The organism is Candidatus Nitrosocosmicus agrestis, from assembly GCF_008389435.1.
Lineage (GTDB): Archaea > Thermoproteota > Nitrososphaeria > Nitrososphaerales > Nitrososphaeraceae > Nitrosocosmicus > Nitrosocosmicus agrestis.
Map to the genome: position 1 here is coordinate 53,954 of NZ_VUYS01000015.1, position 19,491 is coordinate 73,444.

At 33.0% G+C, this 19,491-nt stretch carries 20 protein-coding genes; 10 read left to right on the forward strand and 10 right to left on the reverse strand.

Going from position 1 to position 19,491, the window contains the following annotated elements; genetic code table 11:
- Positions 1 to 459: 459 nt before the first annotated feature.
- The 3 genes from F1Z66_RS10390 to F1Z66_RS10400 form a co-directional block, all read right to left on the reverse strand.
- Positions 460 to 633: a pyridoxamine 5'-phosphate oxidase family protein gene (locus tag F1Z66_RS10390; RefSeq protein WP_149863552.1), complete on the reverse strand. Its 174-nt coding sequence runs from the start codon at positions 631 to 633 to the stop codon at positions 460 to 462.
- Positions 634 to 1,201: 568 nt separating this feature from the next.
- Entirely contained in the window at positions 1,202 to 1,738 is a 537-nt protein-coding gene (locus tag F1Z66_RS10395) for a hypothetical protein (RefSeq protein ID WP_149863553.1), read from the reverse strand.
- 222 nt (positions 1,739 to 1,960) lie between these two features.
- Complete coding sequence (locus tag F1Z66_RS10400) at positions 1,961 to 2,887, reverse strand: NmrA family NAD(P)-binding protein (protein ID WP_159357439.1); 927 nt, start codon at positions 2,885 to 2,887, stop codon at positions 1,961 to 1,963.
- Between the two features lie 319 nt (positions 2,888 to 3,206).
- Here F1Z66_RS10400 and F1Z66_RS15880 point away from each other — a divergent pair, with 319 nt between their 5' ends.
- The 3 genes from F1Z66_RS15880 (at position 3,207) to F1Z66_RS10415 (ending at position 6,097) form a co-directional block, all read left to right on the forward strand.
- Positions 3,207 to 5,051, forward strand: coding sequence for a multicopper oxidase domain-containing protein (locus F1Z66_RS15880; protein ID WP_159357438.1), 1,845 nt, complete (start codon positions 3,207 to 3,209; stop codon positions 5,049 to 5,051).
- Positions 5,052 to 5,157: 106 nt separating this feature from the next.
- Positions 5,158 to 5,706: a hypothetical protein gene (locus F1Z66_RS10410; protein WP_195907528.1), complete on the forward strand. Its 549-nt coding sequence runs from the start codon at positions 5,158 to 5,160 to the stop codon at positions 5,704 to 5,706.
- 10 nt (positions 5,707 to 5,716) lie between these two features.
- Positions 5,717 to 6,097 (forward strand): universal stress protein, encoded by a 381-nt coding sequence (locus F1Z66_RS10415; protein WP_438502944.1) that lies wholly within the window; start codon positions 5,717 to 5,719, stop codon positions 6,095 to 6,097.
- 917 nt (positions 6,098 to 7,014) lie between these two features.
- Here the strand turns inward: F1Z66_RS10415 and F1Z66_RS10420 are convergent.
- The 3 genes from F1Z66_RS10420 to F1Z66_RS10430 all read right to left on the reverse strand — a co-directional run bounded on the left by F1Z66_RS10420 (position 7,015) and on the right by F1Z66_RS10430 (position 8,405).
- Entirely contained in the window at positions 7,015 to 7,458 is a 444-nt protein-coding gene (locus F1Z66_RS10420) for a hypothetical protein (protein WP_149863557.1), read from the reverse strand.
- Between the two features lie 462 nt (positions 7,459 to 7,920).
- Positions 7,921 to 8,115 carry a hypothetical protein gene (locus tag F1Z66_RS10425; protein ID WP_149863558.1) on the reverse strand — a complete coding sequence of 65 codons (195 nt, stop codon included), beginning with the start codon at positions 8,113 to 8,115 and terminating at the stop codon, positions 7,921 to 7,923.
- Between the two features lie 98 nt (positions 8,116 to 8,213).
- Entirely contained in the window at positions 8,214 to 8,405 is a 192-nt protein-coding gene (locus F1Z66_RS10430) for a hypothetical protein (RefSeq protein ID WP_149863559.1), read from the reverse strand.
- A 245-nt stretch (positions 8,406 to 8,650) separates the two neighbouring features.
- Between F1Z66_RS10430 and F1Z66_RS15560 the strand changes: the two genes are divergently transcribed.
- On the forward strand, positions 8,651 to 8,818 hold the full coding sequence (locus F1Z66_RS15560; protein ID WP_154670546.1) for a hypothetical protein: 168 nt from the start codon (positions 8,651 to 8,653) through the stop codon (positions 8,816 to 8,818).
- 45 nt (positions 8,819 to 8,863) lie between these two features.
- Positions 8,864 to 9,031, forward strand: a complete 168-nt coding sequence (locus F1Z66_RS15565; RefSeq protein WP_154670547.1) for a YybH family protein — start codon at positions 8,864 to 8,866, stop codon at positions 9,029 to 9,031.
- Positions 9,032 to 9,246: 215 nt separating this feature from the next.
- Here F1Z66_RS15565 and F1Z66_RS10435 read toward each other — a convergent pair whose 3' ends face one another.
- Positions 9,247 to 9,507: a hypothetical protein gene (locus F1Z66_RS10435; protein ID WP_149863560.1), complete on the reverse strand. Its 261-nt coding sequence runs from the start codon at positions 9,505 to 9,507 to the stop codon at positions 9,247 to 9,249.
- Between the two features lie 208 nt (positions 9,508 to 9,715).
- Here F1Z66_RS10435 and F1Z66_RS10440 point away from each other — a divergent pair, with 208 nt between their 5' ends.
- Complete coding sequence (locus F1Z66_RS10440; RefSeq protein ID WP_149863561.1) at positions 9,716 to 9,931, forward strand: hypothetical protein; 216 nt, start codon at positions 9,716 to 9,718, stop codon at positions 9,929 to 9,931.
- A gap of 473 nt (positions 9,932 to 10,404) precedes the next feature.
- On the opposite strand, the gene F1Z66_RS10445 is transcribed toward F1Z66_RS10440, so the two are convergent.
- Positions 10,405 to 10,764: a hypothetical protein gene (locus tag F1Z66_RS10445; protein WP_149863562.1), complete on the reverse strand. Its 360-nt coding sequence runs from the start codon at positions 10,762 to 10,764 to the stop codon at positions 10,405 to 10,407.
- A 140-nt stretch (positions 10,765 to 10,904) separates the two neighbouring features.
- On the opposite strand from F1Z66_RS10445, the gene F1Z66_RS10450 reads away from it, so the two are divergent.
- The gene (locus F1Z66_RS10450; RefSeq protein ID WP_159357437.1) at positions 10,905 to 12,584 is read left to right on the forward strand and encodes a YncE family protein; all 1,680 of its coding nucleotides are present in this window, start codon (positions 10,905 to 10,907) and stop codon (positions 12,582 to 12,584) included.
- Between the two features lie 1,395 nt (positions 12,585 to 13,979).
- Entirely contained in the window at positions 13,980 to 14,411 is a 432-nt protein-coding gene (locus F1Z66_RS10455) for a YidH family protein (protein ID WP_149863564.1), read from the forward strand.
- A 278-nt stretch (positions 14,412 to 14,689) separates the two neighbouring features.
- Here the strand turns inward: F1Z66_RS10455 and F1Z66_RS10460 are convergent, their stop codons facing one another.
- Entirely contained in the window at positions 14,690 to 15,814 is a 1,125-nt protein-coding gene (locus F1Z66_RS10460; RefSeq protein WP_149863565.1) for an L-dopachrome tautomerase-related protein, read from the reverse strand.
- Between the two features lie 1,791 nt (positions 15,815 to 17,605).
- Positions 17,606 to 18,187: an SRPBCC family protein gene (locus F1Z66_RS10465; RefSeq protein WP_149863566.1), complete on the reverse strand. Its 582-nt coding sequence runs from the start codon at positions 18,185 to 18,187 to the stop codon at positions 17,606 to 17,608.
- A gap of 102 nt (positions 18,188 to 18,289) precedes the next feature.
- Here F1Z66_RS10465 and F1Z66_RS10470 point away from each other — a divergent pair, with 102 nt between their 5' ends.
- Both F1Z66_RS10470 and F1Z66_RS10475 read left to right on the forward strand, forming a co-directional pair.
- Positions 18,290 to 18,877, forward strand: coding sequence for an AsnC family transcriptional regulator (locus F1Z66_RS10470; protein WP_159357436.1), 588 nt, complete (start codon positions 18,290 to 18,292; stop codon positions 18,875 to 18,877).
- Between the two features lie 26 nt (positions 18,878 to 18,903).
- Positions 18,904 to 19,254, forward strand: a complete 351-nt coding sequence (locus F1Z66_RS10475) for a hypothetical protein (RefSeq protein ID WP_149863568.1) — start codon at positions 18,904 to 18,906, stop codon at positions 19,252 to 19,254.
- Positions 19,255 to 19,491 lie beyond the last annotated feature (237 nt).

Consider the following 19,491-nt stretch of genomic DNA (forward strand, 5'->3'; position numbering starts at 1 on the left):
GCCGTGTTGATACCTCATTTTATTCAAAATATCAAAGATAATTGTAGTAAGCAACTTAATATTTATTAAACAAACAAGTCACAAATAAGAACAGAATTGCATTTTGTTAGTCCTTTCGCTATCAAGTTAGGAACAAATCTTTTAATGTTTCTACATAACAGTCAAGACATAGACATTTTACCAAAATCCCAAGTAGAGAAAAATCTTGGGGCTATTTCAATTATTACCCCATCTTCGCTTCTAGAGCGTTCACTAATAGTTTTTGCCATTGGATTATCAAGTGTACCTAAGTACTTCATAATTATCTTATTAGATATTGACATGACTGTCTGAAATTCGTTGGAAATTGTATCTACACCCTTGCCTTTTACGCCTTTATATGGACTGTTTCCATCTTCTATGCAAAATAAATGGTGGGTCTTTCTCTAACATTTTGACTCTTAGTAGTCCTTTTACCCGTCATAATGAACAATTTTCCTCATTTTTATCATAGTAGAACCATACAGGTTGAATATTAGGATCTCCTTTACTATCAAAGGTAGCAAGCTGTAAATTCAATTTACTTTCAAGGAATCGCTCAGCCTCTTCCAATGTCATACTGGGAATTTCAGCACTTGCTTTAAGAATCTTCATATTATTTGAAACCCCTTAGGTAGAATAAAAGTATTGTAGGTAGGAGTTATTACACGGATCTGGAAGTTTATTACCCTATAAACTAAATTATAGGTTACAACTTGTTGTCTCTGTCCAAAAATATCTATGCAAGAATAAGAAAGAAAATCGATCTAAAACTAGTCTAGTTAGGTGTGGTATTGTACATTGATATCGATCCTTCATATAAGATTATTCTTTCTTTTGTTAGGATTTCTTTTTACTTGAGGATTGATCCATCATGTGTTTTTTTAATAATGGATGATTGAAGGCAAATCTTTTAAAGATCTGATAACTTGTTGTTTCAGTTTTGAAAATGTATACTTATTCAATGATTATCAGATATAAAAAAACATATCAGATTTTAGATAAATTCGTAATATCAGTATTTAATAAGATCATCGTAATACGAGTTTCTTTTACCACTAGATTATAAATAACTATTAAATGGTATACGAATCTATTATCAATTATTTAACAGGTTAAAATGAGTTTGGCATTACCCTAAATCAAACTATGCCTTATTTGGGTTCAATAATAAAATTATAATTCATTTCTTAGATTGGGAATTAAACACAATAACTAAGGAATGTTCTTTTAGCAATGCCTCTTTTGATTTTATATTTAAATCTGCAAAAAGAGTACTTATTAAAGTGCCTATATATAATGAACCTTTTCGACCAAGATTATGCTGGATCCTAAATTCGATTTTACCATCGTCTCGAATAACTTTATTTGTAAAATTAGATGCAGAAAACCACAACTTTAAAACATCTATAATACTTTCTACATCATTTTTTCCATGAATAAAAGATATAGCGTCCCTCATACCCGTATAGCAGGATGTCTTTGCGGCTTTAACAAGGTCATCATCTGACACATGTTCAAAGATATTTCGTACAAAGGGCTTTTGCAAAAAAACAAATCCTATGTCACTTACAAATTGGTCCCAAGATACATACTTTCTAAGAATATTGTTTATTATTGCAGATACGGTTTTATCCTCGGTAGAAGCTTGAAATTCAATTTTTTCGTAAATTTCAGTCGGTATACGTATTGCAGTATTTGTAGTCGGTGTTTTTGTCATGCAGTTTCTTACCTTATTTACAGTGTCTAATATTATTATGCATTGTTATGAATCAGAGAAAATTTTTAATTGGGTATAAAACCTATCGAAGATCTTAAATTTGGTAGTTTTTTATTTTTTAAAAAAATGAAATATCTAGTCACCTTTGAATCAAATATTCATATAAAGACCATAAAATGGAATGCAATATCCATATACTATTCAAACATTACGAAGGCGTCATTATTGACTTGATAATGGATTCAATCTTTTTTTAAATAACTCTATATGATCTCTTACAAAAGTTTCAAACGATATCGGCTTTCGACCTAAAACTGTTTCGACTGCTTTTGAGATACGTCTCATATGGTCCTCCCTTATAATCCGGTATAAGTTTAGAAAACAGACTATCGATTCAGGTTTCAATCCGGCCAAGATAAGTTCTCTCTTTGCAGTTTGCTCGGATATGGGAACATAATCTATTGGCAATCCGAGTATTGATTTAAGAATTTCAGATATATCGCCACAATTTAGATGCTGTCTACCAGTTATATCATAAATCATATCATAATGTTTGTTGGATTGTTCGTTAAGGATTCTTGCCGCTACTTCCGCCACATCTCTAATGTCTACAAAGCTAGCTCTAGCGTCTCCTAAAGGAAGATAGAAAGCAGTTCCCTTTATGGAATGCCGAAAAGGGATTGTTATAAAATTCTGCATATAGTAATTAGGCCTCAGAAAAGTATAATGAAGGCCAGATTCTGCAATTATTTTTTCAGCCTGTCTATGCATCATCCCTTCAGGGGTTGGAGGTCTTAAATTTGTTCCCGGAATTGATAACTTAACAATATGTTTTACTGATTGGGTTCTTTGTGCTTCTGTCATAATTTTTTTAGTTACATCCAAAGTATTGGAATTTGGTGTTAGTAAGAAGATTTTTTCTATGCCTTCCAGTTTATGGCAGACAATTGATTCGAGATTGTCATAATCCAAGTCAATAAAATTGACTAAACTTTGATTTCTGAAACCCCGGATTTGTCTACTGCCTAACACATTGGAACGATTAGCACGTCTCAATGATACAAAGAATTCTTTGCCATAGATAGAAAGAATATTTATCAGATGCTGTCCCATGCAACCTTCTGCACCTGTAATTAGTATCGAAGTCATATCCATGATTTATTAATTAATTAGCAGAACAAATGGAATTTGAGAATATGAACAGAGCGAAGGACAAATGTCATAAGATAAATTCAGATTGCCATTCACACAAGACATGTGATCTATATTTATTAGTATTACCTGCTCTTTCATTTACACATTTTTTAATTTGCCTTTCAGTTGTAAAAGTATCATTTAGGAAAGAGAAGAACTGACACAATCGTGTTAGCATTTGTAATACAATGCGTTGATCTCTATTTATTTTTTTGTTTTACAGTGTATAACAACATAAGACAACATTATATTAAGGGCATGGTCATTAAACTTATTGAATCTAAATGCATTTGCCAAGTTAACAGGAGAGAGTTCATTAAGGCCTAGGCTATTGCCGACCTACAATAATTCCAACTTACGTACACGATTTAAAGACAATACTAATCACGATTTGAAAACACAGCAAAAGAAATCCATTTCTTTGTTTTCTTTCATAATCTTTTCAGTGTGCGCATTCATCACGATAATTAGCCTAACAATTGACTTCAATGGGTTGGAGCCTTCAGAGGCTTTTGCCCAAGGAATAAACCAGACAAGATTAAATGAAAATGCCACCCTAGCTGATAATTTCGATCCAAAGTCTATGTCGCTAACTTCCTCCATTGATAAAAATATTGTTATGGAAGACTATAACAAAACATCAAACAAACACGACAATACAACAAGAATTATAACATTGGTCACTGAAGATGTAGAAATTGACATAGCCCCAGGAAAAAGAGTAAAAGCTTGGACTTTTAACGGGACAGCTCCTGGACCTACTATAAGACTAACAGAAGGTGAAAATGTAACAATCAAGTACATAAATAAATCACCCATCCCTCATACTATTCATTTTCATGGTAATCATGACGACGTAAATGATGGAGTTACCCCCCAAATTATGCCAGGTCAAACATATCTTTATAATATTACCGGAGAACCAGCAGGTGCTTTAATGTATCACTGTCATGCTCCACCGACTTCCCTGCACATAAGAATGGGTATGTATGGTGCGCTTATTGTAGACCCAATAAGCAAACCAGTTAAGCCAGCAAAAGAATTTGTAATGGTCATGGGAGAATACAACCTTAAAAATCAACTTGATTTTGAAGCTGACTATTACATCATAAATGGATATGCAGACCAGTACATTCACAATCCACTTCAAATTAATCAAGGAGACTTGATGAGAATTTATTTAATTAATTTAGGAACCACAATACCTGCATCTTTTCATCTTCATAGCACTACCTTTTTGACGTACCCCTCAGGCTTGTGGGACAACCTACCCATTCTTTCGCAAACAGTATCGGTTGCACCCGGCGATGCATCTATAATTGAAGCCAAGTGGAAATACCCTGGTAACTATTTCTTCCATACACATGGAATCCAAGAAGAAAAAGGAAACATGGGTCAAATACAAGTGATGGGTCCCGAATATTTATCAGAAGGGAATGATTTGAAGGTAAGATATGATAGTAATAACACAATGGACTTGGACCTACAAAAACACCCAAGCAGTATCTCAGAACCATTAACCAAAAGTGTCTCAATGTTTGAGTGGCAATATGAATTGCAAAAGAAACTTCAAAATTCAAAACTAGTTTCTCAGATTGCAAACGATAAAGAAATGAGCAGAGGAGAAGGAGGAGAAGGAAAAAATAAAGGCAAAGAAACGAATGAAACAAAAATCATTCAAAATCATGGTGAGACGCTTTCTTTAAATCTCGATAAAACCTTAGCAACAAACACAACAGCATCAAACGATATTAGGTCTAATTCCAGTCTTACATATGCTGACAATGTCAAATCTAGCCATCTTGAGAAGGATATGACAACTAAATCTAACCAGATATCAATCGTTTCTGGATCTTCAAACCCGGATAATAAAATATTCTATGATCCACCCTCAGCGGAAGTTCAGGTAGGAACTGATATCACTTGGACTAATAACGATGATAATATGCCACACACAGTGACCTCTGGTGATTCAGGTACTGGTCCGACAGGAATGTTCGATTCCGGAATTGTTAATGGTGATGGAAGTGAATTTAAGCACACTTTTGACCAACAAGGAGAATTCAAATATTACTGCACTATTCATCCATGGATGACTGCTGAAATAATTGTAAAATGAGTGGTTTTTTGAATGAGGGCTGAAATTCCGTATAAGAATACGTGTAATGAGATAAATCAAAAGCAGGGTTCCAAATAAAAAAACAGGCCTAAAACCATATTTCAATTTGAATAAGTCGTATGGAATTGTTCTTTTGAGCGCGTTATTTATTTTAACGGCTTTGATTTCTACCACTGATTCGCTGTTTGCACAACATCATGGTGCACCACCACCAATGGCTACTCTAGGAGATCGAAATATTTCTATGGATCTTTTAATAGAGCCCATGAATATAATTCCAGGTAAAGATGCTCAGCTAACTATGCATTTGACTGACGAAAATACCGGACAAAAAATTCAACATGTCACATACAGGTTAACAATAGCAAAAGATGATCAAGTGAAGCTTTCTGAATTCTTTCACTCTCACACAGGAGACCTGAATATTGTGGCTCGGAATAGCAATTCATCTCATTTGACCGTTGGCGGTACCTTTGATGTGTTAACTAATGCCATTGTTCCTGATCCAGCAGCCAAGATAGTTATTAACGGGCCGCTTTTTACAGAAGTAGGTAAATACAATATAGATGCTGAGGTCACAACAATCGATAATGACAAGACAGATCTACCGACACCACTAGTTTATCATTTTACCACTAATAGCTCGACCATGTAAAGATAAAACGATATTATTTCATGTTATTGATATTATTGAAGACCCAGACACCATGGTATTTGGAAACAAAAAAGATCATATTGAAAAGGCAAAAATGATGAACCTAAGAATAACATCAGTCAACAAATTACCAAAATGGGCTGAAAATAAAATCAAAAATTTAAGTGAACAAAAGATAGGATCTGAAAGTATTTGTGTAACTGAAAAGGTTGTAAAGAAAATCTCAGAGTATGCAAAGGCCAGGAAAGTCAACATGATTGTTATGGATAGCAGCAACAGATTAACAGAAATATTAAAGATAAAAGATCTGGGAAGCATTACCAGAAATGTTTCAGAATTGGCAGGATGCCTAGTACTAATAGCGCACCATAAGGTTCATTTTATTATTTAAGGAAAAGTATAATTTAAGAATAAAATAGAAATATTTTGTATTGAGAAAATAATTTAGTTGGAACAAAATAATAAATCATCCTTTGTATCTTTAGGTTTCAAATTAATTGCTCAATAAAATTATTCTTGATAAGAATTATGTCTGCAATATTTCCCTTTATGATCGGCTTACAATTCTATTAATAAGTAGATAGATCTTAACTGTGAGACTACATTTCATTAAAATGTCAGAACCTGAGCTTAATTGATATTTTGAAATGAATTGGCTATATTGCAAATAGACTATACCATCACATAATGCTGTTTTTGATTTATATTCAGAATAAAGTTATTGTTTAAAATCAAATGATATTACTTTTCATAAAAAATATGAATGAAGATTTACTAGCAAACTAAATTAAGCCGGAGAAGTGGTTCATTTTGTAATAGCTAATATTCTCGATAAAAGAACTTTTGATATATTAGAATGCGATAATAAAAAAATAGGAAAGGGTGTTGGATGTAGTGATATCTATCAACACCCCGTTCCTAATAGCTATGACAAACTTTTTACCTAATGCATTATTCTTTAACCGAATATGCATTTTCATTTCTACAAAACATCATATTTAAAAGATATTCATAAATATTCATTTGTAGTTAAATGTATAGAGTAAGATATCAAGGACTATAAAAACATATTCGCTTTTATCAAAAATATATCTATTAAAATACAATGCAAAAATATAGATGCAATATGGTAATATTTTAGGCGATTTGAATCTTTAAAATATATTGCATGTTTAAAACAATTTAGTCTTTATATAAAATTCTTCCATTATTCAAGGTTTTTCCAAACTATAGGTCGCATTGTTTCATTTCTATATATTGATTTGTAACTGATAATAATAATCCGTCAATAAAAAGAGGAATGGACTATTACTCTTGTGCTGCTGCATTATTACCGGTGTTTTCTTGTCCCTGCAGATTCAAGTTATTACCAGAGGCCGCGGTATTATTTCCGGATGCTGCCTCGCTGCTCTGTCCAGAAGATTGTGATTGACCTATTCCTTGTGAAATGCTATTATCGCCATTACTATTGTCATCGTTGTCATTACCATTATCATCATTATCATTGTCATCTATTGATTTTGATCCAAAGTTACCGTCATAATCTTCTCCGTAATGCTTCTTCAGGTTTTTGTCACAATCATCTTCGTGATCTTTATAGTAATCCTCATCATTTTTGCATTTATCCTTATCGACTCCATAGTGTGCCAATGCGGTTTGAAGATTATGTGTCGATGCACCCAGAGTTAGTATCGTTGCAAATAGTGCCACAATCAAGATTGCTGCTGTATTTGAATTATTTGACTTTATCATTTTGAATGTAACATTAGCACTCTGATACATCAGTTAAAACAGGTTTCGAAAAATGTACAACAAGGTTTATTATTAATACCTGATCTATCGCGACTGAAAGCTTCCCTATACTTTTTGAAGTAACGTAAATATCATTCATTATATAACAAAAAAGAAAGAGTTGAAGGTGTTGACAAATCCATGTTTGAACCTGTCCCACATCGATTCCATTTTAAATTACGCTTTTAAAGTACAATATTTTCTCACGGATTTTTAATTCACTAGTAGTAATAATTTATATTTAAACATGATTGAATACTATTGAAGTAATAGAAAAACATTTGTTAAAAGAAATAGATTATATTTATATTTATATAAAACAAGCAATAGGAAGCCTACGGAATTTAAACTGGATGCACATACATACAATAACTGCATAGATATTTGTTTATACGATCAAATGTTTGAATTAAAAATTCAGACTTATGCCAACCATTTATTTTCTTCGGAAGAAGCATTCCAATATCCATATTTTTTACTAATTGTGGATAAATGAAGAAGGTCTTGTGACGTAGGAGAAAGTAAATTATGATTATCAGGCGATCTCCCGAATTCTTGAAAGAAATGCCCCATCTTTTTGGTGGTTAGAATATTAACTATCGTAACTGAGACTGACAAATTACGCCAGGCATGATGAGCATTGGAGGGAACATGAATATGATCACCAGACTTTGCTTTGATCCATTCATTAATTCCATCAACCCTTCTTAAACATTCTAATTCTCCGGAAATAACAAAAAATCTTCTGTGTCAGGATGAGAGTGAATAGGGACTTGGACGTTATCAGGTATTGTGCCTCTGAGAATACAAAAATCGCTTTCAGCATCCTGTGGAGAAGTTAGAAATTCTATTGTGGATCCGAAAAGTTCTACTACTTTACCCGTGCTAGGGTTTATTTCAATATTCATTCCATTCTAATCATGAAAATATAATATTTATATCAAGTATATCTCAAGTTCGATCAAGTTAAGGTTAAAATTAAGCGATATAAGTACATATTGTTATCATCGATAATATTGATCATAGTATTTCTTTAAATGGTTCAATTCAAAGAAGTTTAAAAGTAAAGGTTGTTTAACGTCTTTTGATTGAAAAAATGTGATACCATCAACTTTAAAACATACGAGTTTAATTTATTTAGACAGACGAATTAATGAATATGCCAAGATTTGCCACCCCCGAGGAGTTACTAAATTCCCAAGTAAGGGAATTCAATAAAGGAAATATCGACTTCTTAATGACATTATATGAGAAAGAGGCTTCTTTTGTAAATCAACCAGGTCAAGAAATCAAGGATGTAAATACGATCCGCGAAGCATAAGACTTCATCAGCAAGGGAATCAAATTAGAAGCAAAAACAAAAAGAGTGTATTATGCTGATAATCTTGCACTTTTAATCACCGAGTGGTCTCTGAATGGAAAAGAGTTAGATGGCACTCCTGTAAATCATACGGGCAATGGCTCAATTGTTTTTCGCCGTCAGTCTGATAACACATGGCTAATGGTCATAGAAAATCCTTGGGGAATTAATTAATTTCCGAATCCAAAAAAACATCACGTATGTGATTCACTTGTTTATGAGGTAAATAATCACACTTTTAAATTAAATGCAGTTATTTAAGTACATGTCCTGTATGAAAAGCCACTACTTTGTTGAAACTGACTGTTAATCCGATCATTCAGATACTATCATTAATTTTATTTTTATTCATCCATAAGAAAAGAAGGTTATTAGTTATTTTATATCATTTAGACAATGTCGTCGACTGAAGTCGAAGGATCATTGTAGAATTTGTTTTGAGCTTCTTGTTCTGATACACTAAATCGAACTACTTCACCATCGTAACTTTCTACTTTATCTTGGGGAATAATGAATTTTTCCTTCTCAATTATGCCCCTTTCAACGATAACATTTCCATTTGACACATTTTGAACCTCTCCAAAATTAGCATCATTTATCCCTCTTGCTTCTTTTTTTATAGTTTCATCCCAATTGATACTTGAAACCATGGATTATTCTATTAAACATATTATATAAAGGGTAATGGATTCGTAACTCTAAATAGTAATGGTAATGTAATCTATGACTCATTGAATTTCAATCACGTAAATTCAACGTATACTGATTCACAGTTAGGTGATAAGATCTCTAGCTATCCATGACTCAACCAACATTTAAGATAGAAAGTTTTATATCACTAGTTTTCAGCTGCACCATATGATCTATAATCGCATAGAAGATCCTAGTCCACCAGAAAAACATTTCAAAGACCACGAGGTCTTGAACAATCCTTCATATATGGATACCACACTAGAATCATCTATTAATGCGAATCAAAGGGTACTAGAAGAAATTTCCGATATCAAGACTCGGTTATCTGATTTGGAGAAAAAAACAGAAGAAGTGCTCGATATTCTTAAGGGTGATAATTAGTAATATACATCTTCTAATATGATTATATGATTGTTTTAAAGTAATTGATTGTATTGATAGAAACATCATCAATTTTGTCAACAATCTGGCATCATTTGATCTATGACCATATGAAATCCAAATGTAACTTGCTCCAAATATTGTAATAGCGATAATGTCACATTGTAATTTTCTAGGTTTTTAAAGACATAGTCAGAACAGTATTGCAACAAGTCTAAGGAGTGGCTTCATTCTTTATACCCTATGACATATTCTCACATAGTTAAGATAACCAAGACAAAATCCTCTTTATGCAGAATTTTTTATTTGAACGATATGCATAAATGAATTTCAAATTTATATGATGTCAAATAGAATGATACAAAAAATATGATTACGTTGAAATCAAAAATAATTTCTGTTTAAAATAATTTATTGTATCCCAAGAGTCAGCTCAGTGGAAAATCAAAATGCTGGCATTGTTAAAATGCATGCTATTCCTGTAAGCTTCCATCATTATCGTTGGCTGTTTCTGCTGTAGAGCTTCCATCATTATCGTTGGCTGTTTCTGCTGTAGAGCTTCCATCATTATCGTTGGCTGTTTCTGCTGTAGAGCTTCCATCATTATCGTTGGCTGTTTCTGCTGTAGAGCTACTATTGTCATTGTTAATATCAGCAACAGTTTGGTCAAAATTTCTACTCAAAGAACTAAAAGTGCCAGCTTCCTTATTTTCTGTTACTTGAATGGATAAATATGGCAATGCCATAGAATTTGAAATAACAATAGAACTATAAGAAATATAAAATGAAAGAACTAATGCGAGTGTAAATACAGAGTTAGACCAGAGATTCATTGTGATCTTGTAGTCTTATTACAAAATAAAAGTTACGGTGTTAAAAATTTTGAAATCAGGTATTAAAATACCTTGTGTTTTGTTGTATGCGTGTTTGGAATACAAAACCAGTTATATTAAATAAAATTAAAGATCTTTTTATGCAAAATTCGATTATGATTATAATTTCAATATCTATTGTTTTATTAATTCTGACGTCTGAATTTTACTCGAGTTTTGATTATGCAAAATTTTCTATTGCCAAAGATCTTGAAAACAAGGTCACTACAACAGATAAAGTAAATAATGAATCATTAAACATAGTTTTTGGTCAAGAGGCAAACAGAATTCTGCCTTCAGGTATTTCAACTGGAAGTTTACCTGTCGGTATAGCAGTTAATCCTCACGCAAATAGAATATATGTAGCCAACCAATACTCCAACACTGTTTCAGTTTATGATACTAATACTGATAAACTGATAGACACCATCACTGTAGGCACGTTTCCATATAGTGTTGATTCCAATTTATTTAACGACCGTATATACGTGACTAATAGAGGATCAAATGATGTAACTGTAATCGATGGTTCAACCAATTCAATCATTGACAATATTACAGTAGGTTTATCTCCAATCCAAGTTAGGGTAGACCCATCTAATAACTGGGTATACGTTGCAAACATAGATTCTAACTCCGTTTCTGTAATTGATGGAATTACAAACAAAGTCATAAATACCATACATGGAATCCATTCCCCATATGGTATTGGTATAAATCCAATTTCGGAAAAAATCTATGTATCAAACATTGCTAATTCCACGGTTACAGTTTTGGATAAGAGAATCAGCAATAATTTTACAGTTCTCCAAAACATCGATGTAGGTATGGCGCCTTCGGGTATTGATATTGACACCAAAAGAAATCTGATTTTTGTAACCAATTTTTTATCTAATTCCCTGTCGGTAATTAACGGTACGAATGACTCGCTCATCAAAACTATAGCCGTTGGCAAATCACCGGTAGGAGTAAAAACAAATCCACTATCTGGAAAAGCCTACGTTAGTAACACGGAATCAAGTTCTGTCAGTGTAATAAATGAAACCAATCTCAACAAAATAAAAAACATTCAAGTTAATCCATCAACATTTGATGGGTTGGAAAATTATCCTTATGTTATACCTAATAACGTAGCATTTCCACTAATCGCAAGTTTTATCGGAATTGATCCTGTATCGAATTTAATTTATGTAACTAATACCGCATCTAATAGCATTTCATTGATAAATGGTAAACTAGATGATGGTATTGTAAAAGTAAGTTTTAATAGTCGCCCTGAAAATTCGGGTTTTGTAGAATGTAATAATGTAAAAAGTATCGATCAAAATACAACTACGTTTGTAAAGAACAACATAAATTCATGCAAAGCAATACCAGAGAGAGGATATACATTTGATTCATGGTCAGGGTTGCTAAATAGCAACAATAATCCTCTAGAATTCGAATCAAGTGATTACGGTAACATCATAGCTAATTTCAGACCCGCTTTGTCGACAGAACAATACATATTTTTAACAGGAGGTATTATGGGTATGCTCTCGGTACTTTTAGGTTGGTTCTTCAAAGGAAGTCAAAGAAGGAAATTTAACAAATTAATACAAATTACCAATAAGACAATTGAAGATGCAGACATTGGAGATAGGACAGAGAGTATAATAAAATTAGAGAACCTGAGAAGAGATATTTTTAATACATATAGACGTGGATCATTAACAGATTTTCAATTTGATTTTTTGGATAAGAGACTTTTAAACTATATTAACAAAATTAGTAATATGTAGATTTAGTGAGATCGATTAGAATACTATATTAATATTATTATCCTTTCTTATTTAATTACTGCTAATGTAGGAACATATCATAGAGTTTGGAGGTGCGGGGATATGATATGATGATGATGATGATGATGAATATAATCCAAGCATCAAATAGGGGATTCAATTTATTTATGCTTTGAAACTTTGTATTATTATCTTAAGAATAAAATTTGAAGCAAATAGATATTGAATACATAGGAAGATTTGATGAACAGGCCTTGTTAAATAGGTCTGCGGTGAAATCATAAATCTTTTCATAACAAGGACATTAGCTAAAAAAAGTAAGCCAAGAAATCTATTTCCAGGTTAAAGTCTGTTTAGGCAAGCGATTTACTTCAAAAAGTAGATTAACTGGCTACATAATTTTGCTTCTATAGCTATATACTCAAAAATCACAAGTGTCAATTAGACATAAGAGTGTATCAATATCCTATTAGAGAATTTTAATCGTTGTTGCCAGTCTCGGTAAAGTAGTATGTAATCACTATGGATTTTGCTCCAAAACATAAGAAAGAAAACTTTCTCCATACCAGTTAATAATAAGTCACAATGTTCTCAAAAAGAATACGCAAAAGATTAGGTATTTAATTTATAGAACATGTGGACTTCTTAGCAGCATGAGTAGTAGTGTTAACTAATCCTGTAAGATTCTGATTACTTTATATCTTAAAAGTAATACAGAAAATAAAATTAAATGAATAATACCACTATACATAGAGAGAATTGAATATTTTGTCCTGTCTTCTACTGATATATGAAACCGTGTACATATATATTAAGGGAAATTAATTATGGTTTTGCTTATCAACTGACACAGGTTGTATTTTTTCAGAGAAATAAAAATCAAATTTTATAGAAATAATTCATAATCATCAGATTGTTGAATATATTAATATAAATAAATTAATCAAAAATATAAAGAAATATTTTGGTTACACTTGGATCTGGTTTTTTAATATCAATTTGTTGGGCAGTATTTAACTCAATTGATCTTTAGCAACCAGAGATGGTTACTTGTGAGAAATGGACATGTTAACTGCGAGGTACTGACTACATGTTGGGTTAAGTTCTCATCAATGGGTGTTTAGGTTGCTAGTGATAGTAGGCTTGATTCGCTAATAATTCACAGTACAACAGATTCTCAGAAGATGGAACATAACAGAAAGGTAAATATCTGATGGATTTTGTGTGATATTTAGTAATAGTCTGGACGATTGGGATTAAATTTCCCGGAAGTGAGGGTTCTAATATACGCATTACATTAATGAAAATTCAACAGATAGTTTTTTTCAATCTTTGTTGTACAATATTTGGGATTCATTATAGCATACTATAATAGTTTCTGGTTGATGTAATAATGTGGTCGACAATAATGATGATAAACAAAAAACTGATCGCTCACAACAATATCTTGCAAATGAAAGGACATTCCTATCGTGGGTAAGAACCAGTATTGCACTAATCGGTCTTGGATTCATAATATCTAAATTTAGCTTCTTCCTGACGGAGTTCCGAATCATAATACAAAGGAATTCTGTAGATAGGCCCGAATTTAGCTTACATGAACCCCAGTTCCCAATTGATCAAATTTCTAATTGGATTGGAATTGGTATTATATTTTTAGCCATTCTATTGATATTGCTCGCATTGAAGAACTATCTCAATGCACACAAATCAATAAAAACACAAACCTACTCACCGAATCAAAAAACAATTTATTTTACAACTGCAATAATTGTTCTTTTGAGCATAGTTGTATTCATATATCTATCTCTAGTTCCATCAACTTAGTGTTGCTAATTACAATCTGATGTTAGACGTCAATAGATGTCAATCATTTATTTATCTGCCGTAAATGCAATTTACAAATTTAGATATGGTCCAATAAATAAAATATTCAACTTATGCTGGTTGAATTTAGTTTTCCACAGTATAAAAGTAAGGTTCTGTTTTATTCCACTCTATCATAACTGCTATGTTAGCATTAATCTTGTTAGAGATTTCATTAACTCAAATGATAGCATCTATGAATGTTTAATAGAATCAAAAAAATACACTTCATGTATACTCTATCTTAACAATACAGGTTTTGCGTTTACTCGTACACGGAATAAGACATACGGTTTTATCCGCAGATCCTTCCCTTTATTATAACGGGCTTGACGATGTAACTGATTTGAAGTAACATAGAGGTACCCATCAGTTGCGAGGCAAAGTGTGTCGGGCCATAATAAACGAGGATCATATGCCACGGTTTCCCATACCTTATCCGAATATCTAAGTTGAAGAATTGCATTATGCTCATAATTTGTTGAATATATATTTCCTTCAGAGTCTGATTCAAGACCGTCAGAAGCACCTCCTCTGTCTCCATGGTCTTGTATAGTACTTGCAACCTCTTCTTCGGAAATATCGCGATCGACAAGTGCATCGGTGGCCACACTATACAATTTACGACTTCCAAGTGGACAATAATATAGTCGCGAACCATCTGCATTTATTGCAATCCCATCTGCACCCATACTTGCACCATGTTTTATAGTTCCATCAGGTTTATGCTCTAAAAATGGCCTTCCTTCCACAAGAGGAAGAAAAGTTTTGATATCTTCTGATTTAGTTGAAGGATGATCATTAAGTCGACGCCAGCTTTCCCCGGAGTGAAGATCAACCACTATGATTGAGTTGGCTCCTTTCTGAGATGAATCTGTAATAAATGCTATCCCTTCCTTTCCCCTGCGTAGATCAAAGCGAACATCATTGAGATAAGAGGTGGGTTGAGCTATAGTTTGAGGAAACAAGATCTTTTTAACTACTTTGTTGGTATCTAAATTTACGCAGATTAACTTAGGACCACCGTATTCTGTGGGCTTAAAAAGTGGACTACCCGTGTCAAGAATCCACAATCGATCTGCCGGGTCAATAACTACAGACTGTACAGATACCAGTTTTGATGCCTGATCTTCTTGATCCATCTCGTTTATTGATTCATCAGGATAAGCAACAGGCTGACCATTTCGAATTTCTGACACAGTAAATTTGACATCATCTCCCCATTTTGGAAAGTTTACAAAGATGCGCCCCGTATGAGATACTGCCACACCAGTTGGCATAGCATCATTAAAGAAAGCTACAGGCTCTAAAGCACCTAATGGTTCTGAGGATGGCAATTCAACCGACGGAATATCGTTAGACATAGCATTGTCTCCCAAAATTGTTTGACATACAGTGTAATTGAAAACACATTACAAATAGATAAGATGTATGATTAAGCAAAGTAATTATAATATCTACTATTGCAATGATATCGCTTTTAGCCACATGTAGGTAAGTATAATCGTAATTAATAATATCATAGTTTTTTAATCATGATAAGACAAAATACTCCTTCCCAGGTTGTAATTGTCCTGCATTTATCCATTAATCCAGATAATACAAACCTGAAAGTCATTAATGTACTATTTTCCAAATACCATCAAAGTAGTTTACAATAAAGATTACTATCTAGATAGAAGTTATAAAGATTCCAGTTTTTGTCTTCCAGTCAACTGTTAGAAGTTTGTTCAGCAAGATACCCATAGATTCAGCAGTTGGAAAGTAGCATAAAACACCTTATGCTTGGAATTTCCTTAATATGCCGATATGCCGAGTTTCTAAAGTCTTTATTCAATTTCACAATCCTTGCATAATTTTACAAATATCGAGTAGATTTATAACATTATTTGATTTCAATGAATCCGCATTCAAGGAATAATATAGATACGTACCAAAAAATTAGTAAGCAGTGACCGGATCACTGAGAATATAAAAAAATTAACCAACAGGTTCCTCTATTGAGGGATCCTAGGTTAACGACTGGCTCCCAATATTATCAACTTGATTGACTAAAGTAATATTCTCTGTTTGTGTCGCATTACCTGTCATATTAATATCATAGTGAATTATTTGACCTCAAAAAATACTTTTCGATACTTTATCCGATAGCTTTGATAAATTAAGTAGTAACATCCTGATTCAAATTGGATTAAGTTGTCTGTGGTAATGGAGTTACATAATATTCTAATGTCTATCACTATAAAAAGAATGTAAATATAAAAAGAATGTGGAAAAGTATAAAAATTTTAGACTAGTTTAGATCTTATGTGCAAAGGCAAATGTTCTGACGAAAGATCTATAAACGCTTCTACATTCATGAAACTAAACTCTAAATGTAGTGTTTGTCAAAAAGCATTTAACACTACCGAAATCAAATGTTATTGTTGCCACTCAAGGCTGAGAAAAAGAAAATAATTGAGTAAAAACGATTCTTTAAAGACCATTCAAATCATGGCTTCTAAGAAGAGATATTAGGGAAGAAAAGGGTAATAAATTAGATCATGATAATCTCATGGCCAAGGGAGGCCAGAGTTAAATTCTGATCAATTTCTGAATAGTTTATCTCGGCTTGTTGTATATATCCGGATCAATCAAGACAGATTCCTCCCCCGTCAACAAAAACGATCACCTAACAGGAAGCTCGATGCTAAAAAACCACTAGCGAATCAAGACAGATCAAATGTTGTGTTGAGTCATCTTCTCTTTTTTTATGTCTTCTCTTTTTTTAAAATCTATGTTATGTAGTCTACCCTCTAAAAGTCATCTAAAGATATACTGTAGATCTTGATAATCACTTTTGGCAGAAATAACAATAGAAAGCAACAATGAAAGAAAGGTCGATATTGACGACGACAAGAGATGTTCCTTTGAAATGATACATCGCTATCCTTAAGTTGTGAATTCAATCTTTTTTTGGCATTGCTTTAAGGACAGTATATGACTCATATTGAAATATATAAAATTAATTCTGAAAAATAGTACTATATACAGATTTGCCGGTGGGATGCTGAGTTCACCAATACCTCGTTAAATAAATTTAATCCAGCCATCAATGTCGGCAAAGTCCTAGAAAGGAGTCAAGCCTACCCATTGTCCGGAGGCCCAATTTGGCGCTAATACAATTCTTTTACCTCTGCAAACCGTTGCGACCAATTCGGTGGTATTTGACTGTCCAACACAGCTTCAAGCCGATCCAGATAAGCATGCCATCCCGGAGCAAAAGTCATAGCTGTCGATTTTGTGAGGTGGCTGTGAGTTATGGTAACAACTGTATTAGAGTCACCATCTTGTTTGAGTTCCCATCTGATAACCGACTCAGGCTCACCTTTAGGGAACATTTGATTAGGAGCAATAAACCATTCATGCTCAAAAATACGGTAAAGTTCATAAGCAAGAACATTCCCAGTTATATGGGATCCGGATACAGTATTAAGAAGATCAATTTTACCATTATTATGTCCCTCAAAGGTTCCTTTGTAATCTGGCAACCATTTGAATATCTTTTCTTGGTCTGTAACTGCCTCCCAGACTATTTCTTTTGGATGCTCAAATCTTCGTTCAAACTTTATTGTTCCATACTCTCCTTCAATGGTTACTGTTCCTTTAGGAGGAGTATTCGTTAACCTTCTTTCTGGTTCCTCAATTGAAGACAATTGTTGTATACCATTTTTGTTTGTCGTTTCAAATTCTTTCATATCATAATTATATATCTATACAGATACTTATCTTTGGTGGAAGTAAAACTCCCAATATCAGACAACTTTATAACTTGCTTTTGCACCAATTAGAGAGTGACTGTGGAGAAAGGGACAATAGTACTTGATAAAACTGATCTTATCATCCTTTCCACGTTAGCAAAAAACAGCAGATCTTCTTTTAATAGCATAGGATCAGAGGTTGGCCTAACTTCAAAAAGTGTTAAAGCAAGAGTTAAGAAGATGATACACCGAAGGGTCATCGAAAAATTTGTAGTTCGGGTTAATCCAGCAGCTTTTGGTTTTAAGGTAGTTATTGTGCTTGTAAGAACTAGTAATGGAATAAATAAAGATGACATCATTAAGCGTATAAAACAGCTTGGTGACATTGCATACTATGTTTATCATATGGGAGGAACTTGTGTGGCAGCTCTACTCATCAAAAAACCATTGGACGATTTATTTGTTCGAACGTTAAATCATCGCTTAATGCCTGCAACAGTCGTGAGTATCTTTGTTTTAGAAAGCCGCATCGAACCAGTTGTACTAAGCGAAACAGATTTGAGAATAATTAAATGTTTACTACTAAATGGTGCTAGGACAGAAATGGCAGATATTGCCAAAGAAGTAGGAATATCTGAGAAAACCGCACTAGACGCCTTACTAGGATTAAGGATTCAAACATCTTAGATTTCTCAATCCAGTGTAGCCCATCTTTGATGATAGGATATATTCAATTTGCCATTCCGATGATAACTACAAGAGTTCATCGTCAGAGTGTACTTGAACGAATGTATTCGGAATTTCAAGAGAACATTCTATATAGTCCTGGTGTAATTGATTCAGAGGACAGATTGACTTTTGTACTCGTTGCTGAGAATGTATTTACAGTTGATTCAATTTTAACCAAGGTAAGGTCCTTTGAAGAGGTTAAAAGTGCAGATGTATACATACTTACAAAATGGCAATTTAACGATGATTGGATAATAAAAGAAATCAGTAACAGAATTTCACAACGACGACCACTTTTACATGAATCTATTAAAATAAATAATCCTATATATTAATAACAGTAATCAACCCTGCAGACTAAATGTCTTGTAGCAATCGAACTATGAAATAGAGATCAAAATTAGGATAAACCTAAATTAAAGTGGACCCATAAAAAAAGAATAAAGGCGTTGCAGATTTTGCTCTGAGCTTCTTCTGCTTTTGCTTAGGAAGAGTATTTTATAGAATTGTTTTTCGCAAGTAATATCTAAGATCATCAAATACCAAAATATTGAAATGAAATTCGACATTAT